The sequence below is a fragment of the Helicobacter pylori genome (assembly GCF_009689985.1).
GTDB classification, from domain to species: Bacteria; Campylobacterota; Campylobacteria; order Campylobacterales; family Helicobacteraceae; genus Helicobacter; species Helicobacter pylori_CG.
Genome location: NZ_QBAW01000001.1, coordinates 267,576 through 293,307, shown reverse-complemented (window position 1 = coordinate 293,307; position 25,732 = coordinate 267,576). Strand labels below are relative to the sequence as shown.

24 protein-coding genes are annotated in these 25,732 nt (G+C 39.3%); 15 read left to right on the top strand and 9 right to left on the bottom strand.

Going from position 1 to position 25,732, the window contains the following annotated elements; genetic code table 11:
• Positions 1 to 9 precede the first annotated feature (9 nt).
• On the top strand, positions 10 to 1,893 hold the full coding sequence (locus tag DBU79_RS01435; protein ID WP_195834200.1) for a motility associated factor glycosyltransferase family protein: 1,884 nt from the start codon (positions 10 to 12) through the stop codon (positions 1,891 to 1,893).
• A 25-nt stretch (positions 1,894 to 1,918) separates the two neighbouring features.
• On the opposite strand, the gene DBU79_RS01430 is transcribed toward DBU79_RS01435, so the two are convergent.
• Together DBU79_RS01430 and DBU79_RS01425 are read right to left on the bottom strand one after the other, a co-directional pair.
• Complete coding sequence (locus DBU79_RS01430; RefSeq protein WP_154411316.1) at positions 1,919 to 2,215, bottom strand: hypothetical protein; 297 nt, start codon at positions 2,213 to 2,215, stop codon at positions 1,919 to 1,921.
• Between the two features lie 20 nt (positions 2,216 to 2,235).
• Positions 2,236 to 2,874, bottom strand: coding sequence for a class II aldolase and adducin N-terminal domain-containing protein (locus DBU79_RS01425; protein ID WP_154411315.1), 639 nt, complete (start codon positions 2,872 to 2,874; stop codon positions 2,236 to 2,238).
• A 210-nt stretch (positions 2,875 to 3,084) separates the two neighbouring features.
• Between DBU79_RS01425 and DBU79_RS01420 the strand changes: the two genes are divergently transcribed.
• The 3 genes from DBU79_RS01420 to dnaK are packed head-to-tail and all read left to right on the top strand — an operon-like array spanning position 3,085 to position 6,383.
• A complete protein-coding gene (locus DBU79_RS01420; protein WP_154411314.1) occupies positions 3,085 to 3,915 on the top strand; it encodes an HrcA family transcriptional regulator in 831 nt (276 codons plus the stop codon).
• Positions 3,915 to 4,490, top strand: coding sequence for a nucleotide exchange factor GrpE (gene grpE, locus DBU79_RS01415; RefSeq protein WP_134889941.1), 576 nt, complete (start codon positions 3,915 to 3,917; stop codon positions 4,488 to 4,490). Before DBU79_RS01420 ends, grpE begins: the two co-directional genes overlap by 1 nt.
• Before the next feature lie 30 nt (positions 4,491 to 4,520).
• Complete coding sequence (gene dnaK, locus DBU79_RS01410) at positions 4,521 to 6,383, top strand: molecular chaperone DnaK (RefSeq protein ID WP_154411313.1); 1,863 nt, start codon at positions 4,521 to 4,523, stop codon at positions 6,381 to 6,383.
• 242 nt (positions 6,384 to 6,625) lie between these two features.
• On the opposite strand, the gene DBU79_RS01405 is transcribed toward dnaK, so the two are convergent.
• The gene (locus tag DBU79_RS01405) at positions 6,626 to 7,204 is read right to left on the bottom strand and encodes a hypothetical protein (RefSeq protein WP_134889940.1); all 579 of its coding nucleotides are present in this window, start codon (positions 7,202 to 7,204) and stop codon (positions 6,626 to 6,628) included.
• A 114-nt stretch (positions 7,205 to 7,318) separates the two neighbouring features.
• On the opposite strand from DBU79_RS01405, the gene DBU79_RS01400 reads away from it, so the two are divergent.
• From DBU79_RS01400 to DBU79_RS01375, 6 genes are all read left to right on the top strand, one after another.
• Complete coding sequence (locus DBU79_RS01400; protein ID WP_195834199.1) at positions 7,319 to 8,236, top strand: O-acetylserine-dependent cystathionine beta-synthase; 918 nt, start codon at positions 7,319 to 7,321, stop codon at positions 8,234 to 8,236.
• A gap of 20 nt (positions 8,237 to 8,256) precedes the next feature.
• A complete protein-coding gene (locus DBU79_RS01395; protein ID WP_154411312.1) occupies positions 8,257 to 9,399 on the top strand; it encodes a cystathionine gamma-synthase in 1,143 nt (380 codons plus the stop codon).
• A 34-nt stretch (positions 9,400 to 9,433) separates the two neighbouring features.
• Positions 9,434 to 9,901 carry an S-ribosylhomocysteine lyase gene (locus DBU79_RS01390; RefSeq protein WP_000856645.1) on the top strand — a complete coding sequence of 156 codons (468 nt, stop codon included), beginning with the start codon at positions 9,434 to 9,436 and terminating at the stop codon, positions 9,899 to 9,901.
• A 190-nt stretch (positions 9,902 to 10,091) separates the two neighbouring features.
• Positions 10,092 to 11,792: a bifunctional metallophosphatase/5'-nucleotidase gene (locus DBU79_RS01385; protein WP_326731032.1), complete on the top strand. Its 1,701-nt coding sequence runs from the start codon at positions 10,092 to 10,094 to the stop codon at positions 11,790 to 11,792.
• Positions 11,793 to 12,002: 210 nt separating this feature from the next.
• Positions 12,003 to 13,688 carry a methyl-accepting chemotaxis protein TlpB gene (tlpB, locus tag DBU79_RS01380; RefSeq protein WP_154411310.1) on the top strand — a complete coding sequence of 562 codons (1,686 nt, stop codon included), beginning with the start codon at positions 12,003 to 12,005 and terminating at the stop codon, positions 13,686 to 13,688.
• Between the two features lie 30 nt (positions 13,689 to 13,718).
• A complete protein-coding gene (locus DBU79_RS01375; protein WP_154411309.1) occupies positions 13,719 to 14,501 on the top strand; it encodes a glycosyltransferase family 2 protein in 783 nt (260 codons plus the stop codon).
• Here DBU79_RS01375 and DBU79_RS01370 read toward each other — a convergent pair.
• From DBU79_RS01370 to tlpA, 3 genes are all read right to left on the bottom strand, one after another.
• Positions 14,484 to 15,245, bottom strand: coding sequence for an outer membrane beta-barrel protein (locus DBU79_RS01370; RefSeq protein WP_024948056.1), 762 nt, complete (start codon positions 15,243 to 15,245; stop codon positions 14,484 to 14,486). The two genes, DBU79_RS01375 and DBU79_RS01370, sit on opposite strands and share 18 nt — an antisense overlap.
• A 134-nt stretch (positions 15,246 to 15,379) precedes the next feature.
• On the bottom strand, positions 15,380 to 16,486 hold the full coding sequence (locus tag DBU79_RS01365) for an epoxyqueuosine reductase QueH (RefSeq protein ID WP_154411308.1): 1,107 nt from the start codon (positions 16,484 to 16,486) through the stop codon (positions 15,380 to 15,382).
• The gene (tlpA, locus tag DBU79_RS01360) at positions 16,486 to 18,513 is read right to left on the bottom strand and encodes a methyl-accepting chemotaxis protein TlpA (RefSeq protein WP_154411307.1); all 2,028 of its coding nucleotides are present in this window, start codon (positions 18,511 to 18,513) and stop codon (positions 16,486 to 16,488) included. Before tlpA ends, DBU79_RS01365 begins: the two co-directional genes overlap by 1 nt.
• A gap of 202 nt (positions 18,514 to 18,715) precedes the next feature.
• Between tlpA and thrC the strand changes: the two genes are divergently transcribed.
• Both thrC and DBU79_RS01350 read left to right on the top strand, forming a co-directional pair.
• The gene (thrC, locus tag DBU79_RS01355; protein ID WP_154411306.1) at positions 18,716 to 20,176 is read left to right on the top strand and encodes a threonine synthase; all 1,461 of its coding nucleotides are present in this window, start codon (positions 18,716 to 18,718) and stop codon (positions 20,174 to 20,176) included.
• Positions 20,177 to 20,281: 105 nt separating this feature from the next.
• Complete coding sequence (locus tag DBU79_RS01350) at positions 20,282 to 20,992, top strand: hypothetical protein (RefSeq protein WP_154411305.1); 711 nt, start codon at positions 20,282 to 20,284, stop codon at positions 20,990 to 20,992.
• A 161-nt stretch (positions 20,993 to 21,153) separates the two neighbouring features.
• Here DBU79_RS01350 and DBU79_RS01345 read toward each other — a convergent pair whose 3' ends face one another.
• Positions 21,154 to 22,098 (bottom strand): D-2-hydroxyacid dehydrogenase, encoded by a 945-nt coding sequence (locus DBU79_RS01345; RefSeq protein ID WP_154411304.1) that lies wholly within the window; start codon positions 22,096 to 22,098, stop codon positions 21,154 to 21,156.
• Between the two features lie 73 nt (positions 22,099 to 22,171).
• Here DBU79_RS01345 and DBU79_RS01340 point away from each other — a divergent pair, with 73 nt between their 5' ends.
• From DBU79_RS01340 to futC1, 3 genes are all read left to right on the top strand, one after another.
• The gene (locus tag DBU79_RS01340) at positions 22,172 to 22,702 is read left to right on the top strand and encodes a hypothetical protein (RefSeq protein ID WP_001125781.1); all 531 of its coding nucleotides are present in this window, start codon (positions 22,172 to 22,174) and stop codon (positions 22,700 to 22,702) included.
• A gap of 98 nt (positions 22,703 to 22,800) precedes the next feature.
• Positions 22,801 to 23,259: an O-fucosyltransferase family protein gene (locus DBU79_RS01335; protein ID WP_154411303.1), complete on the top strand. Its 459-nt coding sequence runs from the start codon at positions 22,801 to 22,803 to the stop codon at positions 23,257 to 23,259.
• Entirely contained in the window at positions 23,256 to 23,696 is a 441-nt protein-coding gene (gene futC1 / locus DBU79_RS01330) for an alpha-(1,2)-fucosyltransferase FutC1 (protein WP_015427338.1), read from the top strand. Before DBU79_RS01335 ends, futC1 begins: the two co-directional genes overlap by 4 nt.
• Before the next feature lie 19 nt (positions 23,697 to 23,715).
• Here futC1 and DBU79_RS01325 read toward each other — a convergent pair whose 3' ends face one another.
• Together DBU79_RS01325 and DBU79_RS01320 are read right to left on the bottom strand one after the other, a co-directional pair.
• Positions 23,716 to 24,540, bottom strand: a complete 825-nt coding sequence (locus DBU79_RS01325) for a DNA-methyltransferase (RefSeq protein WP_154411302.1) — start codon at positions 24,538 to 24,540, stop codon at positions 23,716 to 23,718.
• Positions 24,541 to 24,543: 3 nt separating this feature from the next.
• A complete protein-coding gene (locus DBU79_RS01320) occupies positions 24,544 to 25,533 on the bottom strand; it encodes an HTH domain-containing protein (RefSeq protein WP_154411301.1) in 990 nt (329 codons plus the stop codon).
• Positions 25,534 to 25,732: the final 199 nt, after the last annotated feature.

Sequence of the window (25,732 nt, the reverse complement as noted above, 5' to 3'; positions counted from 1 at the left end):
GTTAGAATGATGGATATTTATCAAAAAAACTTACAAGCTCTTTTCAAAAAAGACCCTCTTTTGTTTGCAAAGCTCAAAGCCATTAAAGAAAACAAAAAATACGAAGTGTTTTTAGGGAATGATAGCGCGAATTTCAACCTCTTAGATAAAGAAACAAACACGCCCTTATTTGAAAAAAGCCCGCTAGATTCAAGCTTAGAGCTATACAAAAATAGCGAAATTTACATGCTTTATCCTTATTTGTATTATTTTGGCTTGGGTAATGGGGTGTTTTATCGCTTGCTTTTAGGCAATGATAATTTAAAACGCTTGGTGGTCATTGAGCCTGAAATAGAAATTATTTTCATTGTGCTGAATCTCTTGGATTTTTCCACGGAGATTTTAGAAAATCGTTTGATTGTATTGCATGCAAGTTTTTGCAATTACAACATGATCGCTTCCTTATTTGATATGGATAAAAAATCTCGTTTATACGCAAGAATGTATGATTTAAAACTTTTTAACGCTTATTATGAACAATACTCTCATCAAATGATAGAAATCAACCAGCATTTCACGCGCGCTTTAGAGCATGGCGCTATTAGCGTAGGCAATGACGCTAAAGACGCGCTCATAGGCATCAAACAGCATGCCGCTAATTTGCCTGAAGTCATCAAAAGCCCTAGTCTAGTGGATTTTGTGAGCGCTTTAAAAAACAGAGACACCGCTATTATTGTTTCAACCGGGCCCAGTTTGAACAAACAACTCCCCCTTTTAAAAGAAATCGCGCCCTACGCCACGCTTTTTTGCATAGACGCTTCTTTCCCTATTTTAGCTAAAGCCGGTATCAAGCCTGATATTGTGCTGTCTTTAGAAAGGGTGGATTTAACGGCGAAATTCTACGAAGAAACCCCCTTGGATTTTCAAGAAGGCGTTATTTTTGCTCTGACTTCCATTGTGCATAAACGATTGATTCAAGCGATTAAAAAGGGGGTTAAACAATTCAGTTTCCGCCCCTTTGGTTACACCAACCTTTTTGGTTTGCACCAGTATGGCTATGTGGGCATAGGCATGAGTGCAGCGAACATGGCGTATGAATTAGTGGTGCATTCTCGTTTCAAAAGATGCGTGTTTATCGGGCAAGATTTGAGCTTCTCACAAAGCGGTAACAGCCACGCTAGTGGGGCGATTTATGGCGATAGAGAGATCAAGCCTAAAAAAGATAAAGACAAGATCTTTACAGAAAAATATGGGGGTAACGGGGAAGTAGAAACCACTTTAGTGTGGAAACTTTTCTTAGAATTTTTTGAAAAAGATATTTTTAACACGCCCTATAAACTGGAAGTCATTAACGCTACTGAAGGGGGGGCTAGGATTAAAGGGACTAAAGAAATGCCTTTTAAAGAAGCGTGCGAAAAAATAGACAAATCTAAGCCAAAGCCTCCTATCAATCTGATTTATCCCACCCAATCAGAACAGGCTAAAAATTTAAAGATCGCTAAACAAAAATGCGAAGAGATCATCAAATACGCCAATGAGAAAAAAACTCAAGTTGAAGAAGTGTTTTTAAAGGTGGCGCCATTTTTAGAAGAAGTGGAAAAGCTTCATGAAGAAAAAAAATTAGAAGAGTTGGATTTTAAAAAATTAGAAAATTTGAGCGCTGAAATTGATAACATTAAAGAGCTTTTTGATGACAAACAATTCAATTCATATTTTATGGATGCGATACAATCTTACATCTTCCACCAGGAATTGCATATCGCTGAAATCGTGTGTAAAAAAACGAATAATGAAGACGAATTAAGGGCTAAGCAATTGGAATACATTTACGCGCACAAATACTGGCTTTTTAGTTTAGCGGGTGGGATTGATTGCGTGATAGAAGCGATCAAAATGGCTTTGAAGGAATGGTAAAACCCCCTTTTAAATGCATATGTCTTTAGGCGTATGTGTCTAGGCTGGAATAAATTTCAGGGATATTTCCGCCATCAACAAGGTTTTTTGCAACTTGGGATCTATCTTTAATCTCGCCGTCGTTATTGATAGCGTTTAAAGCTTGCAACCTGTCAAAATCAGGGGCGTTTTGCGTATTATCTTGGCTGAAACCATCTTGAATATTGCTTTGTTGTAAATCTTGCTCTACTTGATTCCTGTCCTTTATGGTTGCGTCATTATTGATATTGTTTAGGGTTTGGAGCTGTGTGAAATTAGGGGTGTAATGGGTGTTGATGGTCATGTTTTATCCTTTTTAGTTTTTTACACGCTCAATCGTGGATCATCATTATAGCAATAATCCATTAAATCGCCCAATCGTAAAACCTTGCATGAGTTTTCAATCAAATCAAAAACTTCCATGAGTTTAGAAAGCTCTCTGTGGTAGGCAAAAATCCCGCACCCCTTAATGAAAACAAAATATTTTTTGCTCTCTTGCAGTTGGCGTAAAATTTCTGTATCCGCTCTTTCTTGCCAGCTGTCATAGTCTTTGGGGTTAAAAATGGCGATTTCTTCGCCCAAAGAACGATACCCTAAATAATCTCTAGGGAGCAATCGGTTGTGGCGCAAGGAATACGCCAAACTATAAGGAGGGCGCGCATAAGCGATGAATTTAGCGTCCAAAAACTCCCTATACACGCTCGCATGAATGGGCGAATCCAGGCTCGCTTCTTTCCAGCGGTAATCGATCTTATCATGCAAAACCAACAAGGTGTTTTCATTCAATTGATCAAAAACAGCGTTTCTTTTATTGATCACAAATTGATTCGTGCCAATGCGTGCTGAAATAGAGCCTTGATAAAGCCCAAAAAAACCCTTTCTAAACATGGATAATGAAATGCTTTGGAGCGAATGAATCAGTCCGCTGTCAATGCCTCTTGTGTGTGTGTTCATGATTAGCATGATAACAAGTTTTTTTAATAAAAGGTATTAGTTGCCCAACAGATCTAAATTAAATCAACTCTATAAAAAATCCTAATTTAATTCTAGTAAATAAATTTAGTGATACAGACTAAAGTTTAAAGAAAAATCAGGTAATTTTTATCACTTTTTTAAAGCAAGTGATAGATTATTAACTTTTTGCGCTATAATGCGAGAGTTCTTTCATCAAGAATGGTGATTGACGAGATTTTTCAAATAATGATGTTAAGAAGAATTAAAGTAGGTTCTGATTTGAATAAAAAAGAGAGTTTGTTAGATGCGTTTGTTAAAACCTATCTGCAGATTTTAGAACCCATTAGCTCTAAACGCTTGAAAGAGTTGGCAAACTTGAAAATATCTTGCGCGACGATCAGGAATTATTTTCAAATCCTTTCTAAAGAAGGCATGCTTTATCAAGCCCATTCTAGTGGCGCTAGATTGCCTACTTTTAAGGCGTTTGAAAACTATTGGCGCAAGTCGTTGTGCTTTGAAGTTTTAAAGGTGAATGAAAAACGCTTAAAAAGCGCGAGTGAAAATTTTGGGCTTTTTACGCTGTTAAAAAAATCCAGTTTGGAGCGTTTAGAAAGAGTCATTGAATGCGAAAAACGCTTTTTGATTTTGGATTTTTTGGCGTTTTCTTGCGCGGTGGGTTACAGCGTTAAAATGGAGAAATTTTTATTAGAGCTTGTGGGCAGGAGCGTTAAAGAAGTGCGCTCAATCGCTGCTTCTGTCAATGCGTTGAGTTTGGCCAGACAATTAGAGCGTTTGGAGTATTCCAGTGCGCAAATGACACGCTTTAATCTGATGGGGTTAAAAACGCTTTTAAACAGCCCTTTATTTTTTGACATTTTAGAGGGTAAGGTTTTGGAGCGTTTCAAAAAGGGGTTGCATTTTATAGAGCCTGATTGCATGCTGGTAATACGCCCCATAGAATTTCAAAACGAGCAAATACAACTGCTTTGCGTGGGGAAATTGGAATGCGATTATGAAGGGTTTTTTCAAACGATTTCTAAGGAGGAATAATGAAAGATGAACACAACCAAGAACACGATCATTTAAGCCCAAAAGAGCCAGAGTTTTATCAAAAGGCTTGCGCTTGCAAAGAACAACAAGGTGAAGAAAAACAAGAAGCGAGCGAAAAAGAAGGCGAGATCAGGGAAGATTTTGAGCTTAAATACCAAGAAATGCGCGAAAAATATTTAAGAGCGCATGCGGATTTTGAAAACGTGAAAAAGCGCTTAGAAAGAGACAAGAGCATGGCATTAGAATATGCGTATGAAAAAATCGCATTGGATCTATTGCCGGTGATTGATGCACTTCTTGGGGCTTACAAGAGCGCTTTAGAAGTGGATAAGGAGAGCGCTTTAACCAAAGGCTTGGAGCTTACGATGGAAAAGTTGCATGAAGTTTTGGCAAGGCATGGCATTGAGGGGATTGAATGCTTAGAAGAATTTGATCCCAACTTCCACAATGCGATCATGCAAGTCAAAAGCGAAGAAAAAGAAAACGGGAAAATCGTGCAAGTTTTGCAACAGGGCTACAAGTATAAGGGTAGGGTTTTGAGGCCGGCAATGGTGAGCATTGCTAAAAACGATTAAAACATTTATTTTAATAAGAAAGGATAACGCATGGGAAAAGTTATTGGAATTGATTTAGGGACAACCAACTCCGCAATGGCGGTTTATGAAGGCAATGAAGCAAAGATTATTGCGAATAAAGAGGGTAAAAACACCACTCCTTCTATCGTAGCCTTTACGGATAAGGGCGAGATTTTAGTGGGCGAGAGCGCCAAAAGACAAGCGGTTACTAACCCAGAAAAAACCATTTATTCTATTAAAAGAATCATGGGCTTAATGTTTAATGAAGATAAGGCTAAAGAGGCCGAAAAACGCTTGCCTTATAAGATTGTGGACAGGAATGGGGCTTGCGCGATTGAGATTTCGGGTAAAGTTTATACCCCTCAAGAAATTTCAGCCAAAATTTTAATGAAGCTCAAAGAAGACGCTGAAAGTTATTTAGGCGAGAGCGTTACGGAAGCGGTTATCACCGTTCCTGCTTATTTTAACGACAGCCAACGAAAAGCGACTAAAGAAGCCGGCACGATTGCAGGGCTTAATGTTTTAAGGATCATCAATGAGCCTACCAGCGCGGCGTTAGCTTACGGCTTGGATAAAAAAGAGAGCGAAAAAATCATGGTTTATGATTTGGGTGGGGGGACTTTTGATGTTACCGTGTTAGAAACAGGCGATAATGTCGTGGAAGTTTTAGCCACAGGGGGCGATGCGTTTTTAGGGGGCGATGATTTTGACAATCGTGTGATTGATTTCTTAGCGGCTGAGTTTAAAAGCGAAACGGGCATTGAGATTAAAAACGATGTGATGGCGTTGCAACGCCTGAAAGAAGCGGCTGAAAACGCTAAAAAAGAACTGAGCTCTGCGATGGAGACTGAAATCAATTTGCCCTTTATCACCGCAGACGCTACCGGGCCTAAACACTTGGTTAAAAAACTCACTAGGGCTAAATTTGAAAGCTTGACAGAAGATCTCATGGAAGAAACGATTTCCAAAATTGAAAGCGTGATCAAAGACGCGGGGCTAACCAAAAATGAGATTTCAGAAGTGGTGATGGTGGGAGGCTCTACTCGTATCCCTAAAGTCCAAGAAAGGGTGAAAGCGTTTATCAACAAAGAGTTGAATAAAAGCGTCAATCCTGATGAGGTCGTAGCGGTGGGCGCGAGCATTCAAGGGGGCGTGTTAAAAGGCGATGTGAAAGATGTGCTTTTATTAGATGTTACGCCTTTAAGCCTTGGGATTGAAACTTTAGGGGGCGTAATGACTAAAGTGATTGATAGAGGCACGACTATTCCTGCGAAAAAATCTCAAGTGTTCTCAACCGCTGAAGACAACCAACCCGCTGTGTCCATTATGGTTTTACAAGGCGAAAGGGAATTGGCAAGGGATAATAAATCTTTGGGTAAATTTGATTTGCAAGGCATCGCTCCAGCTCCAAGAGGCGTGCCGCAAATTGAAGTAACCTTTGATATTGACGCTAACGGGATTTTAACCGTGTCAGCGCAAGATAAAAATACCGGCAAAAGCCAAGAGATTAAAATTTCTGGCTCTAGCGGGTTGTCTGATAGCGAAATTGAAAAAATGGTTAAAGACGCTGAATTGCACAAAGAAGAAGACGCTAGGAAAAAAGAAGTGATTGAAGCGAGAAACCATGCCGATAGTTTGGCGCACCAAACCCAAAAGAGCCTTGATGAGCATAAAACGAATTTGAATGAAAACGACGCTAACGAGATCCAAAACGCCATTAACGCTCTTAAAGAGTGCATCAAAAACGATAACGCTACTAAAGCTGAGCTTGAAGACAAAACAAAATTATTAACGCAAGCGGCTCAAAAATTAGGCGAAGCCATGGCGAATAAAAACAACGCCGAGCAGCCCAAGAAAAAAGACGATGATGTGATTGATGCGGAAGTGGAGTGAAATTTAAACGCGCTTTAAAAACTTCTTTTAGGCGAGCGGTTTTAATCAAAACTTGCTTGCTTTTTTTCATTAATGGGATACTGATTGCAAAATCTAAAAAACACTCAAAGCGTTTTTTAATCCAAATATCAAAGCTTGATTTTAACCAAACGATAGCTTTTCAAGACTTATTTTAAAAAGCGTTGGTGGGATTTTAGGAAAATCCCTTATGAGAGAGTTCTTTTTGGTATGGGGGTTGTTTCTCAATGGCTCGCGCTAGATGGCTCTAATTCAAAACACGCAGTGGGGATTTGATTAAATTCGTTAGCAAAGCGTAAAAAATCGTTGGTAATGTTTTCAAGATCGGCTTCTAAATCGTCATAGATCTCTTGGTAGTATGTGTCTCCATTAGGATCAATGATCTTATCATACGCTGGGCATTTTTGACACTCTTTTTCCCCATTCTTCTCTATGGATCGACCTATGCAAAGATCAATTTTTTCTAAATCGTTGCGCCAATAGTAAGCAAACCAAATATAAAAACCTTTTTTTGGGGTTAGTTTCTCACCATTGACAAACTCTTCCCCTAAAATATCCTGACGGCAAAAGGCGATTGATGGCTCATTGGATAAATTCCCAGAGCCAAGACTGATTTTACACGCATAACCCCATGGCGCTAAAAACTCATTCAGCCCGTTTTGGCATGAAGCGTATTTTGGTATCTTTGGATTTTTACCCGTTTGCTTTTCCTCTTGCATTTTAGCGTCAATTGACGCTACAAACTCTCTTAACAAGTCTTGGAACGCTTTTCTTTGCTCTCCATTCCATTCTATCGTTTTCATTGAAAGCTCCTTGATCGATCTTAATAAGCTCAAATTTTATCCTTAATTTTACTCCATTTAATGAGTTTAGGCATAATCGCTAAAATTGAGTTATTTTTATTATTAGGAGGAATAATGATCCTTACCGCAATGCAAGACGCCATAGGCCGCACCCCCATTTTTAAATTCACTAACAAGGATTACCCCATTCCCACAAAGTCCGCCATTTACGCCAAACTAGAGCATTTAAACCCGGGAGGGAGCGTTAAAGACCGCTTAGGCCAATACCTTATAGAAGAAGGGTTTAAAACGGGTAAAATCACTTCTAAAACAACCATTATTGAGCCTACCGCAGGCAATACCGGCATCGCTCTAGCTTTAGTGGCGCTCAAGCACCACTTAAAAACCATTTTTGTTGTCCCGGAAAAATTCAGCGCAGAAAAACAACAAGTCATGAGGGCTTTGGGGGCTAAAGTGATCAACACGCCTACTAGCGAGGGGATTTCTGGTGCCATTAAAAAAAGTAAAGAGTTAGCCGAAAGTATCCCTGATAGCTATTTGCCCTTGCAATTTGAAAACCCTAATAATCCCGCCGCTTACTACCACACCCTAGCCCCTGAGATTGTCCAAGAATTAGGCACAAATTTTACGAGCTTTGTAGCCGGGATAGGGAGTGGTGGCACTTTTGCAGGCACGGCTAAGTATTTGAAAGAACGAATCCCTACGATTCGCTTGATTGGGGTGGAGCCGGAGGGTTCTATTTTGAATGGGGGCGAGCCTGGACCTCATGAGATTGAGGGCATTGGCGTGGAATTCATCCCCCCTTTTTTTGCAAACTTGGATATTGATGGCTTTGAAACGATTTCAGATGAAGAGGGTTTTAGCTACACTAGGAAGTTAGCCAAGAAAAACGGCTTGTTAGTGGGGAGCTCTAGCGGAGCAGCTTTTGTAGCAGCATTGAAAGAAGCGCAACGCCTCCCAGAAGGCAGCCAGGTTTTAACCATTTTCCCGGATGTTGCCGATCGTTATCTCTCAAAAGGTATTTATTTATAAATTCATCAAAAGGAAAAACCATGCGCATGCAAACAAAATTAATCCATGGGGGCATTAGTGAGGACGCAACAACCGGGGCGGTGAGCGTGCCTATTTATCAAACTTCCACCTACCGCCAAGACGCCATAGGCCACCATAAGGGCTATGAATACTCTCGCTCAGGCAACCCCACGCGCTTTGCTTTAGAAGAACTCATCGCCGATTTAGAAGGGGGGGTTAAGGGGTTTGCTTTTGCCTCTGGTTTAGCTGGGATCCACGCCGTTTTTTCCCTCTTGCAATCAGGCGATCATGTGCTATTAGGCGATGATGTTTATGGGGGGACTTTTCGCTTGTTCAATAAAGTGCTTGTCAAAAACGACCTTTCTTGCACCATTATAGACACTAGCGATATATCCCAAATCAAAAAGGCTATCAAGCCCAACACCAAAGCCCTTTATTTAGAAACCCCTAGTAACCCCTTGCTTAAAATCACGGATTTAGTGCAATGTGCTAGTGTTGCTAAAGATCATGGTTTGCTCACTATCGTGGATAACACCTTTGCCACCCCCTATTGCCAAAACCCGCTTCTTTTGGGAGCGGACATCGTGGTGCATAGCGGCACCAAATACTTAGGCGGTCATAGCGATGTAGTCGCTGGGCTTGTAACCACTAATAATGAAGCGCTAGCCCAAGAGATCGCTTTTTTCCAAAACGCTATCGGTGGGGTTTTAGGCCCTCAAGACAGCTGGCTGTTGCAAAGAGGGATTAAAACGCTGGGATTGCGCATGGAAGCCCATCAAAAAAATGCCCTTTGCGTGGCTGAGTTTTTAGAAAAACACCCTAAAGTGGAGAAAGTTTATTACCCGGGTCTTCCCACTCACCCTAACCACGAACTGGCCAAAAAACAGATGCGCGGCTTTAGCGGGATGCTCTCTTTCACTCTCAAAAACGACAGCGAAGCGGTTGCTTTTGTAGAAAGCCTTAAATTATTTATTTTAGGCGAGAGTTTGGGCGGAGTGGAAAGCTTGGTGGGAATTCCTGCGCTTATGACCCATGCGTGTATCCCCAAAGCGCAACGAGAAGCGGCCGGGATTAGAGATGGTCTGGTGCGCTTGTCTGTGGGGATTGAGCATGAACAGGACTTGTTGGAAGATTTAGAGCAAGCATTCGCTAAAATAGGCTAAAGTTTAACATTTATAAACTAAAGGAGTTAAAAACATGAAAACGCCAAAAATGAATGTAGAGAGTTTTAATTTGGATCACACCAAAGTCAAAGCCCCTTATGTGCGTATCGCTGATCGCAAAAAGGGCGTTAATGGGGATTTGATTGTCAAATACGATGTGCGCTTCAAACAGCCCAACAAAGATCACATGGACATGCCAAGCTTGCACTCTTTAGAGCATTTAGTCGCTGAGATTATCCGCAACCACGCTAGTTATGTTGTGGATTGGTCGCCTATGGGTTGCCAAACGGGATTTTATCTCACGGTGTTAAACCATGACAATTACACAGAGATTTTAGAGGTTTTAGAAAAGACGATGCAAGATGTGTTAAAGGCTACAGAAGTGCCTGCTAGCAATGAAAAGCAATGCGGTTGGGCGGCTAACCACACTTTAGAGGGCGCGCAGAATTTAGCGCGCGCTTTTTTAGACAAACGCGCTGAGTGGTCTGAAGTGGGGGTTTGATTGGTGGGGGGAATGATTTTTACTCTTTTGCTCCCTTATTCATTTGCCCCCTTATTCATTTTAGCGTTACATCCCGATCAAAAACTATCAGTGTTAATATTGTGTAAAATTAATGTTATGAATTTCTTGTATTAGAAGGATTTCAATGAAAAAATTGGTTTTAATCATCTTTTTAACGCTAACGCTTTCAATATCTGCAAAAGAAGTAAAAATAGTGTTTTTAGAAACTTCAGACATCCATGGGCGGCTTTTTTCGTATGATTATGCGACTGGCGAGCAAAAACCCAATAATGGCTTGACAAGGATTGCGACCTTAATCAAAAAGCAGAGGGCTGAGAATAAAAATGTGGTTTTGATTGACAGCGGGGATTTGTTGCAGGGTAATAGCGCGGAGTTGTTTAACGATGAGCCTATCCACCCGCTAATCTTAGCCGAAAATGATTTGAAATTTGATATTCGTGTGCTTGGGAATCACGAGTTTAATTTCAGTAAAGATTTTTTAGAGAAAAATATCAAGGGGTTTAATGGCGATGTTGTGAATGCGAATATCATCAAAACTGCGGACAATCAGCCGTTTGTAAAACCTTATGCGGTTAAAAAAATTGATGGCGTGAGGGTGGCGGTTGTGGGGTATGTGGTGCCACACATCCCCACTTGGGAAGCCTCTACTCCTGAACATTTTGCAGGATTGGAGTTTTTGGACGCTGAAAAAGCGTTAAAAAAGACCTTAAAAGAGCTAAAAGGGAAGTATGATATTTTGATTGGTGCTTTTCATTTGGGGCGAGAAGATGAGAAAGGTGGCGATGGAGTCCCTGATCTGGCGAAAAAATTCCCGCAATTTGACATCATTTTTGCAGGGCATGAGCATGCGGTTTATAACACTAAAATAGGAAAGGTGCATACCATTGAGCCTGGAGCGTATGGGGCTTATCTGGCAAAAGGCGTGGTGGTGTTTGACACCAAAACGAAGAAAAAAATCATAACGACTGAAAATTTACCCACAAAAGGCGTGCCAGAAGATGAAGAATTAGCGAAAAAATATGAATATGTGGATAAAAAATCAAAAGAATACGCTAATGAAGTTGTCGGCGAAGTTACAAAAACCTTTATTGACAGGCCTGATTTTATCACAGGAGAAGAAAAAATCACTACGATGCCCACCGCCGCATTGCAAGAAACACCGGTGATAGAATTGATCAATAAAGTGCAAAAATATTATGCAAAAGCCGATGTTTCAGCGGCAGCCTTATTCAATTTTGGCGCCAATTTGAAAAAAGGGCCTTTCAAAAGGAAAGATGTCGCCTATATTTACAAGTTCGCTAACACGCTCATTGGAGTGAAAATAACGGGTGAAAACCTACTGAAATACATGGAATGGTCGTATCAATTCTACAATCAGTTGCAACCAGGAGATTTGACGATCAGCTTTAATGAAAATATTCGCGGCTATAACTTTGATATGTTTTCTGGCGTGAAATACCAAGTTGATGTTACAAAACCCGCCGGATCAAGGATTATTAATCCAACAATTAACAACAAACCCATTGACCCCAAAGCGATCTATAAATTAGCGATCAACAATTACCGATTTGGGACATTATCCAAGACATTAAATTTGGTTACAGACGCTAATAGGTATTATAATTCTTACGATGGATTGCAAGATAACGGGCAAATACGAGATTTAATCATCAAATACATCACAGAAGAAAAAGGCGGGAAGGTAACCCCTGAACTGGAACATAACTGGGAAATCATCAACTACAATTTCAAAAACCCGTTGCTGGAAAAATTGAGAGAAAAATTAAAAGAGGGGAGCATCAAAATCCCCACTTCAAAAGACGGAAGGACCTTGAATGTCAAATCCATTAAGGAAAGTGAAGTTAAATAAGATTCTTTATTTTTATTATTTATTCTTTAAGCCTAACTTAAAAAGAGATGTTCTATAATTTGTCTTGTTTGTTCTCTGTTTACAGTGGTTTTCAAACAACCGGGTTTTTAATTTTGTTTTGTGCCACCACTCATTTTTCGGGGGGGGGGGTGCATTTAGAAGCTAACTCTAAAATTAGGGTTTAACTTAAAAATGATTGATAGGAGATGAATGGTGTTTTCTTCGTTGGGGACTCGTATTATATTTATCGTGCTAGCCGCTCTTTTAGGTTTAGGGGGGCTTTTTATTGGTTTTGTAAAGGTTATGCAAAAAGATGTGTTAGCGCAACTCATGGAGCATTTAGAAACCGGGCAATACAAAAAGCGTGAAAAAACGCTCGCTTACATGACAGAGATTATTGAACAGGGCATTCATGAATATTACAAAAGTTTTGATAACGCTACTGCAAGAAAAATGGCGTTGGATTATTTTAAACGCATTAACGACGATAAGGGCATGATTTACATGGTGGTGGTGGATAAAAACGGGGTGGTGCTGTTTGATCCGGTCAATCCTAAAACCGTAGGCCAATCAGGGCTTGACGCTCAAAGCGTTGATGGGGTGTATTATGTTAGGGGGTATTTGGAAGCGGCTAAAAAAGGGGGAGGCTACACTTATTATAAAATGCCTAAATACGATGGAGGCGTGCCGGAGAAAAAATTCGCTTACTCGCATTATGATGAAGTGTCTCAAATGGTGATCGCAACGACTTCTTATTACACTGACATTAACACAGAAAATAAAGCGATTAAAGAAGGCGTGAATAAGGTTTTTAATGAAAACACCACGAAATTATTCCTTTGGATACTGACAGCGACAATAGCGTTAGTGGTTTTGGCGCTCATATACGCTAAATTAAGGATCGTGAAACGCATTGATGAATTGGTCCTTAAAATCAACGCTTTCAGCCATGGAGATAAGGATTTGAGGGCCAAAATTGATGTGGGTGATCGCAACGATGAAATCTCGCAAGTGGGCCGTGGGATCAATTTGTTTGTGGAGAACGCCCGCTTGATTATGGAAGAGATTAAAGGGATTTCCACCCTCAATAAAACTTCAATGGATAAATTAGTCCAAATCACGCAAGAAACCCAAAAGAGCATGAAAAATTCATCAACCACCCTAAATTCCGTAAAAAATAAAGCCACTGATATAGCGAGCATGATGAATGCTTCCATAGAGCAGTCTCAAGGGTTAAGGAAGCGTTTGATTGAAACGCAAGCGTTTGTCAAAGAGAGTAAGGATGCGATTGGGGATTTATTTTCTCAAATCACAGAGAGCGCGCACACTGAAGAGGAACTCTCTAGCCAAGTGGAGCAACTCAGCCGTAACGCTGATGATGTCAAATCCATTTTGGATATTATCAATGATATTGCCGATCAAACCAATCTTTTAGCCCTAAACGCCGCTATTGAAGCCGCAAGAGCCGGCGAGCATGGCAGAGGCTTTGCGGTGGTGGCTGATGAAGTTAGGAATTTAGCCGGGCGCACTCAAAAGTCTTTAGCTGAAATCAATTCCACTATCATGGTGATTGTCCAAGAAATCAATACCGTAAGCTCGCAAATGAATCTCAATTCGCAAAAAATGGAGCGCTTGAGCGATATGAGTAAAAGCGTGCAAGAAACTTACGAAAAAATGAGTTCTAATTTAAGCTCAGTCGTGCAAGACAGCAATCAAAGCATGGACGATTACGCCAAATCCGGACACCAAATTGAAGCTATGGTAAGCGATTTTGTAGAAGTGGAAAAAGTGGCTTCTAAGACTTTAGCCGATTCTTCAGATATTTTAAACATCGCTACGCATGTGAGCGAAACGACCATGAATTTAGACAAACAAGTGAATTTGTTTAAAACTTAATTGGGGGGAGTTTATCAAAAAAGGGTTGGATTGTTAAAAGTTTCTGTGATCACGGCGTGTTTTAATAGCGAAAAAACCATTGAAGACACCATTCTTTCCGTGCTTAATCAGACTTATAAAAACATTGAATACATCATTATAGACGGGGCTAGCACGGATAGCACTTTAGAAATCATTCAAAAATACAGAGATAAAATCGCTTGCGTAATGAGTGAAAAAGATAAGGGCATTTATGATGCCATGAATAAAGGCATAAAGCGTTCTAGTGGGGATATTATCGCTTTATTGAATAGCGATGATTTTTACAAAGATGAGTTTGTGGTAGAAAAAGTGGTGCATGAGTTTGAAAACAAAAATTGCGATAGCGTGTATGCGGATCTGGTGTTTGTCAAACCTGATTGTTTAGAAAAAGTGGTCCGTTATTATGAAAGCGGGGAGTTTAACCCTAAAACCTTGCTTTATGGCGTGGTGCCAGCGCACCCCACGCTTTTTGTCAAAAAAGCCATTCATGAACGCTATGGGCTCTACAAAACCGACTATAAGATTTCAGCGGATTTTGAGATGATCATCCGCTTGTTTGTGGTGCAAAAAATAAGCTTTTCTTATTTGAAAGAAGTGCTAGTCATCATGCGCACCGGTGGGGTTAGCGCAAGGGGGTTTAAAAGCCTTTTATTAAGGAATAAAGAAAATTTGAGAGCGTGCCAGGAAAATGGCATTCAAGCGAATGTTTTTTCCATGCTTTTAAAATACCCCAGAAAGATCATGGGCTTATTTAAAAGGGGATCTAAAGGGAGTCTAAAACGAAACGATTAAAGAAAGATTAGCGTTAAATCGTGGTTTGAATCTTTCTTGATGGTTATTGTAGGTGTAAAAAACATTCCTCACTAAAGGCGTTTCAATCCCAAACTGCAAGGACAAATAGCCGATAAAATCCACGATAAAACCAAAGCGAAAAGGGGCTTGAAAAAAGGTTTTCTTGGTTCTTGGGATGATTGTTGTGATAGCGCCGGATTTAATCGTATCCACCAATAACACCCCTTGCTCTAAAGCGATTCCTAAATAACTCCTAAAACGATAGGTTTTTTTATCCACAAAAATCCAAGAAAAATCTAACGCGCCCCCATAATTTTGCACCATTAGGATTTGAGGCTGGGAGAGCGAAACGGAATGGGAATAGTTATAGACGCTAAAGATTCTAAAACCGACTTTAGGGTGGTTTCTTAAAAAATGCTCCAAGCCTGTAGCGGTATTAAACCCTATGCTATTAGCCAGAAGGGTCAAGTTTTGATTAGTGGTTGAATAAGTGGCTTGCGAATAGTTGTATCCAAAAATAAAGAAAAATTTAAGGCTTTTTTCTAAAGCCCTTTTTAAGATTTCTTGGTTTTTGTCTAGAACTTTCTGTTTTTCATTATTTTTATCAAGGGTTAGGGGTTTAGGTTTGTCGTCTTCATTCTTGTTTTTAAAATTTTCTAAGAATTGAGACCAAGTGATTTCTTTAGCTTCTAAAAAGAGTGGATTCAACGACAAAAAAAGATAAATACTAAATAGAGTTTTCAAATACAGCCTTAAACTTTTTGTGGCTATTGTGCCTAATTATCTTAAATTGATTTTAAATTACTTGTATGTTTTTACTATAACCCCCCCCAACACGACCGCTTTTTTAAGAATTTATCGCTCAATTAAAGTTTGGCTCAGAGCAAATAGAACACCTTTTCTTCTTGAAAAATGCTTTTAATTTCTACAAAAAGGGTTTTTTCTGTGCGTTCTTCTAGCACGATAATAGGGTTTATGCTCTCGCTCCCGCTCACTAACGCCCTTAAAGACAACTCTTCTTCATAATTTAAGGGGTTAAGGTTTAACTCTTTTAAATTATCGTAGTTTTTTGCCATAAGAGTATTAAGGCCTTTTAAAGTCAAAAACAAGGTTTCATCTCTTTGGCTATAACCTACTAGCGCGTTTAAACGCTGGGAAAAAACCCACCTTAAATCGTTAATCCTTACTTTAGCCTTACTTTTAGAGCGCGCCAAAATATAACAATTCAAGGGGTTTGAATTTTTAGAAAGCCACACGCCCCCATTCAATAAGCGGTAAGTTGCAATCGTTTTTTGGGCTAAAAAAGGCTTACTAGCGTCCTTTTTAGTTGCTTCTAACGCTCTAAAAACTTGCGTTCTTTCTTCAACGCTTGCGGGTAAAATCTGGCGTTTTAAAGGCGAGTAAAGCTCAAAGGGGCTTCTGTTTTGGGATTCTTTTTGGATTTTTAAAGCGAATTGGCAACCGCAATAATTTTGCCGATAAAGCTCATTTTCTCTCGCCAAAGCCTGCAAGTTTAAATCCAACTCGCTCTTAAAATGTTCAAAATTATCGTTTCTAAACACAACAAATTCCAAATTGTGCCTTTGCGCGATGTGTTGTCCCTTAGCGATGAGTTGGTTAGGGTCTTTTTTAGGGCTTGTGAGTAAGGTCGTGGTGAATTTTTCTTCCCCTAATTCAAAGGCTTTTAGAGCGCTCGCTTCCAAGCGTAAATCAAAGCACTCAAAACAGCGTTCGCTTTTTTCCCCTAACAATTCCTTACCCTTAGCTTTATCTAAAAATTTTTCCAATTCATAATCGCCCTCAAGCAATTCAATTCCTAGCATCTCACAAGTGCGTTTCACATCTTCTAAACGCAACAGATATTCGCTATAAGGGTGGATATTGGGGTTATAAAAAAACCCTATTATTTTTTCACCCACAAAAGCCTCTTTAGCCTTTTTTAAAAAATAGAGGTTATCCACTGAGCAGCAAATATGAATGAGCATTAAAACTGCTTTTTATTCACATCTTCTAAAATATCGTTAGAAACCTTGTCAATTTCTTGACTGATTTCTAAAGAGTCGCTAGCGATTTTTAGATTGCCCTCAGTAACCGATCTTAAGGCTTCAATAGAAGCGTTGATTTCTTCTACTTCTTTAACCTGGTTTTTAATGCTTTCGCTCGTGTCTGAAATGCTTTGAACTAAAATATTGATATTGGCTTCAATTTCGCTGAGCGATTTTTGCGTCCTTTCAGCGAGCTTTCTCACCTCATCAGCCACCACCGCAAAGCCTCTGCCATGCTCGCCGGCCCTTGCGGCTTCAATAGCCGCATTTAGGGCTAAAAGATTGGTTTGATCGGCAATATCTCTAATGATTTCTACAATGCTTTTAATGTCTTGGCCTTGTTCAATCATGGCTTCACTTTGAGAGCTAACGCCTTGAATGGAAGTGGTGATATTTTCTATCGTTTTAGAAGTTTCCATCAAGCTTTTGTGTTGGGAGTTTGAAGCCTTTTCTAAATTTTGCACGCATTCTTTTAAATTCGTGCTATCGTTGGCTAAATCTTTGGCAAAATTAGACGAAGTTTCTAGCATTTTTTGGATTTCTTGCCCTAAAGCGTTAGTAACCAATTCCACCCTACCCGAAGCGTTTTGGATCCGGCCTCTAAAATCCAAACCAGAATAGCTTTCAAAGATTTTGAAAATGCTTGGCATGTGAGTCCCTACGCTTTCTTGCAAATAATCCATGATCCCGTTTAGCGCATCTCTCAATTCTTTCAAATCAGGGCTTGCGGGCTCAGCCGTGATGCGCACCGCAAAATTCCCTTTTTTCACATCTGAAACCACTTTAATGGTGTCTTGAACGGCTTGCCTGTCTTCTTGCATGGTTTTTTGGGTTTGCAAGATATTTTTATTGATCGCTGTTTGCATGCGCCCTAATTCGTCATTAGATTTCGCTTCAACCAATTTAATATCGCTGGAACTGGCTTGATTGTTCAATAATTTGAAGAAATGAGACAAGGTGCTAGAAACGACTTCCAAACGATTGCTCACAATCGCTCGCATTAAGAGAGTGATCGCTATAATCAAGGCTAACACCATGATGGCACTCGCTATGATCACCACAAAACGCACCGAGCCTACTTGCTCATAAACCTTGTCTTTTTCAATGATTAAAGCGATCATCCAATTAAGATTGTCTTTACTTTCTGTTTTGCCTAGCATTCTAAAGGTTTCAACGGCTAAAAAATTTTCCTTATGGCTAAAGGGATCCAGGTATTCTAAAGTCGCTTTAGAGCCGTTTTCTAAAATAGCCATCACTTCGTTGGTGGCTTTAGGCACGCTCTTATAAATTTCTGCGATAGATTTGTCTTGCAAACTCTTATTCGCGCTCAAAAGCACTTTACCTTTAACGCCAATTAAAAACAAATCGCTCCTGTTTTTAGTGATTTCATTGCTGAAGCTATCAATGGAAAAGAAAATCATCAAAGCCCCTACAACCTCTTGCGTGTTTTCATTCAATAAAGGTAAAAGAATATCAACCCCATAAACTTCTTTACCATTAGGCATTTTCCTATAATAACCCAAGCTTTTAGAAATTTCTTTATTTTTCATCACTTTTTGCACTAAAGGGTTATTCCCTAATGACGGATTTTCCATCAATTTAATCGTATCGTTATCCCTTAAAAGCGTTAATCTTAAATCTTCTCTGTCTTTAAAAAACAAGCTCACCCCAGCGACATGCGAATTGGCTAAAATGAAGTTTTTTAACAACTGGATTTTGATTTCTCTTTTGGTGTCTTTAGGGAGCATTGCTTTGATAATGCCCATGCTCGTATAAGTGTTTTCTAAAACCCCTTGCACTTCCTTAACCTTGAAATGCAAACTATCTTGCATAGAATGCAGAGCGCTTTCTTTTAAAATCTCTTTCACCCTGCTGTTTAAGGACACCCCTAAAATGCTCACGCACACGATCACAATCAACGCCACGCACAATATGATTTTATTACCGATACTCAAACCTTTAGACAAAACACAACCTTGCTATGATGAAATTTTTTGCCTATTTGTGGCAAAATTTTAAACCGCATTATAGTATTATAAGCATAAATTAAAAATTAAATTGGGTTAAAAAGACGATCAATCATTCTCATTAAAAAACCATTTAAGGTTGCATTCGCTCTTTTAGGGTATGCTACGACTTGAAATTATCCAAATATAAAAAGGAATCATCATGCCTTTTGTCCCCACTCGTTCTTTGAAAGAAAAAAAGATTGATTTTATTGAAGCGATATTAAACCCCAACGCCCCAAAAGGCGGGCTTTACACTTTAGAGCATTTTGAAACATTACAATGGCAGGATTGTTTGAATCTGAGCTATAACGAGCTGGTAGAATGCGTGTTTGAGCGCTTGGGTTTAGAGATTCCTAAGGGTTTATTGACAAGCGCTTTAAAACGCTATGAAAATTTTGATGACCCTAAAAACCCGGCCCCTATTTTTGCGCTCAATGAAAGGCTTTTTGTCCAAGAGCTCTACCATGGGCCTAGTTTGGCGTTTAAAGACATGGCGTTACAGCCTTTAGCAAGCTTGTTTTCTAATCTAGCGGTAGGAAAAAATGAAAAGTATTTAATACTCGTTTCTACCAGTGGCGATACCGGCCCTGCGACTTTGGAAAGTTTGGCGGGCATGCCTAATGTTTTTGTGGTGTGTTTATACCCCAAAGACGGCACGAGTTTAGTCCAAAAACTCCAAATGGTTACCCAAAGCGCTAGCAATTTAAAGGTCTTTGGGATCAGTGGGGATTTTGATGGTGCGCAAAACGCGCTCAAAAACCTTTTAAAAGACGATGATTTTAACGGCGCTTTAAAAGCGCGCCAATTGAAATTAAGCGTGGCTAATTCCGTGAATTTTGGGCGCATCGCTTTTCAAATCGTCTATCATATTTGGGGCTTTTTAGAATTGTATAAAAAAGGCGCGATCAATTCTAAAGAAAAAATCACCCTAGCCATACCTAGCGGTAATTTTGGGAACGCTTTAGGAGCGTTTTATGCCAAAAAAATGGGCTTGAATATTGCTAAAATCAAGGTTGTAACCAACAGCAATGATGTTTTAAGGGAGTTTATAGAAACAGGGCGTTACGATTTAACCCATCGTTCTTTAAAGCAAACCTACTCGCCGGCTATGGATATTTTAAAAAGCTCTAATGTGGAAAGGGTGCTTTTTGATCTCTTTGGGTTTGAACGCACGCTAGAGTTGATGCAAGCTTTAGAAGAAGAGAAATTTTATGCATTAAAGCCTAAAGAATTAGCCCTTTTACAGGAGCATTTTTCTTGCGCGAGCTGCTCAGATGAAGCTTGTTTGAAAACAATCCAAGAAGTTTATGCAGAGCACCAATACCTGATTGACCCCCACACCGCCACCGCTTTAAACGCCAGCTTGAAAACTAGTGAAAAAACCCTTGTTTCTGCCACCGCCTCTTATGAAAAATTCCCTAGAACCACCCTTTTAGCCCTAAACGAGCAAAAGAAAAACGATAACGACAAAACCGCCCTAGAAACGCTTAAAAACAGCTACAATACCCTAGATAGCCAGCGCCTTGATGATTTATTTGAAAAAGGAATCAAGCACCAAGAAGTTTTAAAACTCAATGAGATCAAATCTTCTATTCTTTTGTGGCTAGAAAACACGCACTAAAACTTTTTTTTGGCTTTTAACCTTAATAAAAGTTACATTTTAAGTTAAAACACACTATAATAAATAAACTCTAAACAAAAATTAAACTGAATGAAAGGAGTTTGAATGAAAAGAATCGTTTTAGTAGCGATAGCCTTACTGATGAGCGCTTGCGCGAGCTATAAGATCACGCCTGAACATGTTACATCCTATAATAATGGGATTCAAGTGATGACTTCCACGCAAGCCAAATCTAAAGTCCAGCTAGAAATCGCTCAAAGCAAATTAAAAGGCTTGAGCGAGTCCCCTTTAGTGCTGTATGTAGCGGCGCAAGTTTTAGAGGGAAATCCTGTGGCGTTTGGCCGTAAAGCCATTTCGGTGTCTATCAACCAAACGAATTTACCGGTCTTAAGCCTAAGACAGGTGATGAAATCCAGTTTTGATTTTGAGGGCATTTTACAAAGTTTTAATATTGCCGTGCCGACCACCCCTATTGATAATGTCAATATGATCACCCCGCCTATGTTTTATTACGGGCAAGGGGGATTTTTAGCTTATGACATGATGTATGGGGGAATGGGCTTGTATGGGCCAGGCTTTGGCATGATGATGGTGGATGATGTAGAAGAGCAAGAAATCATGCAAGAAAGCCGCCAAGCTTTAAAGATCCTAGCGATCAATTACCTTAAGAAAAACACCCTTAATGTTGAAGGTAAGGCTAAGGGAGGGTTTGTGGTAGTGGATACCAAAAACCTTAAAACCCCGGGCGTGGTGGTGGTTAAAGTCTTTTTAGAAGATGAAATCCACACCTTTAAGATTGATATTTCTAAGGCTTAATCGCTCTCTGTCATAAAAGCTTTTTTTGGGGGTCAATCCACCTAAAGGCTTTTTCTTAATGGGTTAAAAACGATTAAACCCTACTCCATTTTTTAGATTTTATGGCAAAAGAGAAAAAACTCAAACAATTAATAAACCCATCTCTCCATAAAATCCTACTTTTATTTTTGAGAAGCTAAAAAATCCTGGATATTTTCTTTGGTTTTTTCTATCAAGGTTTTCAAGCTGTCGCTATACGCCCATGCGATATGGGGGGTTAAAAGCAATTTATTTTGGATCTTTGGGTTCAAAAACGCATGATCTTTTTCAAAAGGCTCTTTCACAAACACATCGCTCGCGTAATACAAATCTTTGGTTTCTAAAATTAAAGCCAAATCCTTTTCATTCACAATGCCCCCACGCCCCACATTGATTAAAATCGCCCCTTCTTTTAGGCTTTGCAATTCTTTGAGAGCGATTAAATCGCGTGTGCTTTCATTTAAGGGGGCATGAATGCTGATAATACCGCTTGTTTTAAGCAATTCCTCTAAACTCAAGCGCTCATACCCTTCTTTTTTATCTTTAGGGGAATAATACACCACTTTTGCCCCGAAAGCTTGAGCGAGTTTGGCGACTCTTTTACCGATTGCGCCTAAACCAATAACCCCCCATTGACCCCCTTTAATAAGCCCCATTTTCATACCGCTAATGTGCGTAAAAATATCGCTTTGACTATATTCCCCGCTTTTGCAGTAACGATCGTAGTCATTGATCCTCCCCAACAAAGACAACGCGCACGCTAAAGTGTGCTGGGCTACAGATTCAGTAGAATAAGCACTCACATTTTTGACTTCTATGCCTAAAGCTTTCGCGCTTTTTATATCCACATTATCCGTGCCTGTAGCGGTGATGCAAATGAGTTTGAGTTTAGGCAATTGGCTTAAAACCTCTTGGGTGATAACGACTTTATTCAATACCATAATTTCAGCTTCAATAGAGCGTTCAACGATTTGACTGGGCGAAGTAACCTCATAAAAATCAAAATCCGCCACTTCTTTTAAAACTTCTAGCGCTTTTAACCCCACGCTTTTAGCGTCTAAGATTACGCCTTTTTTGAATGTTTTCATCTCTTTACTCCTAGATTTAATTTTAAAGTTATATAATTAAACCACAAAAATCCTTTTTTAAAAGAAACTAAGCATGCCAAAACCCAAGAAAAACACTCTCCCATGTAGCCTTTCTATCAAAATGTCTTATTTCATGCGCCTTCTCATTAAATGGCGCACCCGCTCTTTAAGCCATAAAATGATGACTTTAGTTCAAATTTTAAGTATTTTAGCCTTAGCGAGCAAGGCCAGTGAAGATTTAGAAGAGCAGCTCAAAAAAATCAAAGACTACATTTATAGAACCCTAAACGCTAAAATCGCATCGGATGTGTATAACCGAGTGCTTATTTTAGTGAATGAATATTGCGCTAATGAAGAATTGTTTGATAAAGAGAGCGTTAAAATTTCAGATTTACTCATTCAAGACATTCAGCTTTACGCTTTAGTGGATGAAATGCTTAAAGAAGATAAATACCAAGTCCAACACACCATTTTAAAGGGCATCATCAAACGCAAATACGATGAAGCCTACTCGCTCAATAGCGAAGACAGGATTCTTTTAGAATACCAAGAACGCTTGCTAGAACCCTCATACGCATCTTTTTCAAATAAAAAATTCAAATGATTTGAAAGCGTTACTTGCCCCACTTTTTAGGCTTTTATTGAAAAAGGGCTTTAAAATGAGCTAAAATGAGCGTTTCATTTGAAAAACAAAGGGATTGAATGGCTTTTAAGGTGGTGCAAATTTGTGGGGGGCTTGGGAATCAAATGTTTCAATACGCTTTTGCTAAAAGTTTGCAAAAACACCTTAATACGCCTGTGCTATTAGATATTACTTCTTTTGGTTGGAGTAATAGGAAAATGCAATTAGAACTTTTCCCTATTGATTTGCCCTATGCAAGCGCGAAAGAAATCGCTATAGCTAAAATGCAACACCTCCCCAAGCTAGTAAGAGACGCGCTCAAATGCATGGGTTTTGATAGAGTGAGTCAAGAAATCGTTTTTGAATACGAGCCTAAATTGCTAAAGCCAAGCCGCTTGACTTATTTTTTTGGCTATTTCCAAGATCCACGATATTTTGACGCTATATCCCCTTTAATCAAGCAAATCTTCACTCTACCCCCCCCCCCCCAGAAAATCATAAAAAAAAAGAGGAAGAATACCACCGCAAGCTTTCTTTGATTTTAGCCGCTAAAAACAGCGTGTTTGTGCATATAAGAAGAGGGGATTATGTGGGGATTGGCTGTCAGCTTGGTATTGATTATCAAAAAAAGGCGCTTGAGTATATGGCAAAGCGCGTGCCAAACATGGAGCTTTTTGTGTTTTGCGAAGACTTAAAATTCACGCAAAACCTTGATCTGGGCTACCCTTTTATAGACATGACCACTAGGGATAAAGAAGAAGAGGCGTATTGGGATATGCTGCTCATGCAATCTTGTCAGCATGGCATTATCGCTAATAGCACTTATAGCTGGTGGGCGGCTTATTTGATAAAAAATCCAGAAAAAATCATTATTGGCCCCAAACACTGGCTTTTTGGGCATGAAAATATCCTTTGTGAGGAATGGGTGAAAATAGAATCCCATTTTGAGGTAAAATCCAAAAAGTATAACGCTTAAAGCGACTTAAAAAAGGGGCTTACTTAAGATTTAAATCTTTGATTTTAGATCGGATTTCTTTAAAGCGAGCGTCTAATTCTATTTTTCTGTCCATGGATATTTTGATAAATTCGCTTTCTTTTTCTATGCCGATAAATTCCCTTTTCAAAAGATTAGCCGCAATGCCTGTGGTAGAGCTCCCGCTAAAAGGATCGCCAATGAGGGAATTTTCATCGCTCGCCATTAAAAGCAAGCGCACCAATAAAGCGAGGGGTTTTTGAGTGGGGTGCTTGCCGTTTGCTTTTTCCCAAGGAGCGATCGCTGGGAAACTCCACACATCACGCATTTGTTTATCGTTATTGATCTTTTTTAAAACCTCATAGTTAAAAACATGCTTATGCTTGCGGCTTTTCCTCGCCCAAATGATTTGCTCAGCCGAATGCGTCAAATAACGGCAGCTGAAATTGGGAGGAGAGTTGGTTTTTTGCCAAGTGATGAGGTTTAAAATCTTAAAATCCAATTTTTGTAAAATACGCCCCAAAGAAAAAAGATTGTGGTAAGTCCCGCTGATTAAAAGGCTTCCTGTGTTTTTTAAAGCCTTTTTGGCGTTGTTGATCCACTGGTAATTGAACTCATCAATATCGTTAATCCCATTTTCTTTATCCCAATCGCCTTTATTGACGCTCACGATTTTACCGCTCTGTATGCTTAAGCCGTCATTAGAAAGGAAATAAGGCGGATCAGCAAAAATCAAATCAAAAGCATTTTCAAATTGGGGCAAAATCTCATTACAATCCCCTTGATAAAGGGTGAAAAGCTCGTCTGCGCTTTTAAAAATGGGGCGAGAAAGATAAAGCGTTCCCATTTTTTATTCTGCTTTAATGCCTCTATCTTTAATGTGTTTTTGCATTGCTTCATCATCAAGCACTGGATCAAAACCTTTCATCTCGATTGCCGTATCAAGTCCTTTTTCAATTTGCTTGTTAATCTTTTCCATAAAAGGCTTAAAATCCTCCGGACTTTGTTCTATAAGCATGTTAAGTGTGGGTATATCAATCTCTCTTTCTTTAGCTGGCAACAAGATTTTGGAGTTTGAAATCTCAGATTCCAGCTTGATGACCCCTATACCAAAGCTTTGGTTGAGCCGCCTTAATTCATTTAAAACCTCATCATCAATATTAAAAACCACCAAATACCCCTCATTAGCCCAAGTAGAATTGCTCACCGCTTGGAAATAGCTCGCTTTTAGATTGGAAAGTTTAATCCTGATTTTAAGCTCAAAGGAAAAAAGCTTGTGTCTTTTTTGACCGGTATGCTGTAAAAATTTCAAAGTTTCTTCTTTATATTTATTGTAGGGAAAATATTTATTGTAGGGAAAATACACGCCCACGATGTCAGGATAATTCCACTTGCATTCGCCCGCTGTGCTTTTTTTACATTTTTCATGGCGGATGGTTTTGCATAGAAGCTTGAAATTTGGATCTTTGTCAAGGAATTTCACAAGTAGTGGGTGCAAATCCCTTTCCTTTTCCTTTTCCTTTTTGGCTGCGTCTGAACACTCGCTCTGTTCATCATCTTCTTCTTTGGCATCTAGGGTTTTTTGTGGAGGAAATTCTCTTTCACGAGATTTGAGCCAATAGAAAAAGGTTTTTCCTTCTTTGCATGCAACATAGAATTGCTTGTCTTCCTCTTTAATGTTGTGCTCACCAAGCTGACTTCCAAGACTATGAGAAAGTATTTTTCCGTCGTTGCATTCTTTATCCAATCCCATTTCACAAGCTTTCTCAAAAATTTCTTTAACGCTCAAAGGCTTCCCTGCTTGTTCTAAAACTTTTTTACCTAATTCTATGTAAGTCATGTTCTTTCTTTTTTATGATTGTAGTGGAAACGATTATACTCAAAATGTTTGAAAATACCGCAGTAAATATAGGGTTTAGGCTGGGTGTCTCTCTTCACCCAACCTAAAATTGTATTTGTAAAATCTGTAAAAGGAGTGTCGTAAAAGGAATGCTTAGAAACTATGGTGTCTCGTTAATACATTCTAAACAAAAAGTTTT

Excerpts from the sequence above, each read along its gene's own strand:
- DBU79_RS01435 (WP_195834200.1), top strand. The coding sequence starts at position 10 with ATGGATATTTATCAAAAAAACTTACAAGCTCTTTTCAAAAAAGACCCT.
- DBU79_RS01430 (WP_154411316.1), bottom strand. The coding sequence starts at position 2,215 with ATGACCATCAACACCCATTACACCCCTAATTTCACACAGCTCCAAACC.
- DBU79_RS01425 (WP_154411315.1), bottom strand. The coding sequence starts at position 2,874 with ATGCTAATCATGAACACACACACAAGAGGCATTGACAGCGGACTGATT.
- DBU79_RS01420 (WP_154411314.1), top strand. The coding sequence starts at position 3,085 with ATGGTGATTGACGAGATTTTTCAAATAATGATGTTAAGAAGAATTAAA.
- grpE (WP_134889941.1), top strand. The coding sequence starts at position 3,915 with ATGAAAGATGAACACAACCAAGAACACGATCATTTAAGCCCAAAAGAG.
- dnaK (WP_154411313.1), top strand. The coding sequence starts at position 4,521 with ATGGGAAAAGTTATTGGAATTGATTTAGGGACAACCAACTCCGCAATG.
- DBU79_RS01405 (WP_134889940.1), bottom strand. The coding sequence starts at position 7,204 with ATGAAAACGATAGAATGGAATGGAGAGCAAAGAAAAGCGTTCCAAGAC.
- DBU79_RS01400 (WP_195834199.1), top strand. The coding sequence starts at position 7,319 with ATGATCCTTACCGCAATGCAAGACGCCATAGGCCGCACCCCCATTTTT.
- DBU79_RS01395 (WP_154411312.1), top strand. The coding sequence starts at position 8,257 with ATGCGCATGCAAACAAAATTAATCCATGGGGGCATTAGTGAGGACGCA.
- DBU79_RS01390 (WP_000856645.1), top strand. The coding sequence starts at position 9,434 with ATGAAAACGCCAAAAATGAATGTAGAGAGTTTTAATTTGGATCACACC.
- tlpB (WP_154411310.1), top strand. The coding sequence starts at position 12,003 with ATGGTGTTTTCTTCGTTGGGGACTCGTATTATATTTATCGTGCTAGCC.
- DBU79_RS01365 (WP_154411308.1), bottom strand. The coding sequence starts at position 16,486 with ATGCTCATTCATATTTGCTGCTCAGTGGATAACCTCTATTTTTTAAAA.
- thrC (WP_154411306.1), top strand. The coding sequence starts at position 18,716 with ATGCCTTTTGTCCCCACTCGTTCTTTGAAAGAAAAAAAGATTGATTTT.
- DBU79_RS01350 (WP_154411305.1), top strand. The coding sequence starts at position 20,282 with ATGAAAAGAATCGTTTTAGTAGCGATAGCCTTACTGATGAGCGCTTGC.
- DBU79_RS01345 (WP_154411304.1), bottom strand. The coding sequence starts at position 22,098 with ATGAAAACATTCAAAAAAGGCGTAATCTTAGACGCTAAAAGCGTGGGG.
- DBU79_RS01340 (WP_001125781.1), top strand. The coding sequence starts at position 22,172 with ATGCCAAAACCCAAGAAAAACACTCTCCCATGTAGCCTTTCTATCAAA.
- DBU79_RS01335 (WP_154411303.1), top strand. The coding sequence starts at position 22,801 with ATGGCTTTTAAGGTGGTGCAAATTTGTGGGGGGCTTGGGAATCAAATG.
- DBU79_RS01325 (WP_154411302.1), bottom strand. The coding sequence starts at position 24,540 with ATGGGAACGCTTTATCTTTCTCGCCCCATTTTTAAAAGCGCAGACGAG.
- DBU79_RS01320 (WP_154411301.1), bottom strand. The coding sequence starts at position 25,533 with ATGACTTACATAGAATTAGGTAAAAAAGTTTTAGAACAAGCAGGGAAG.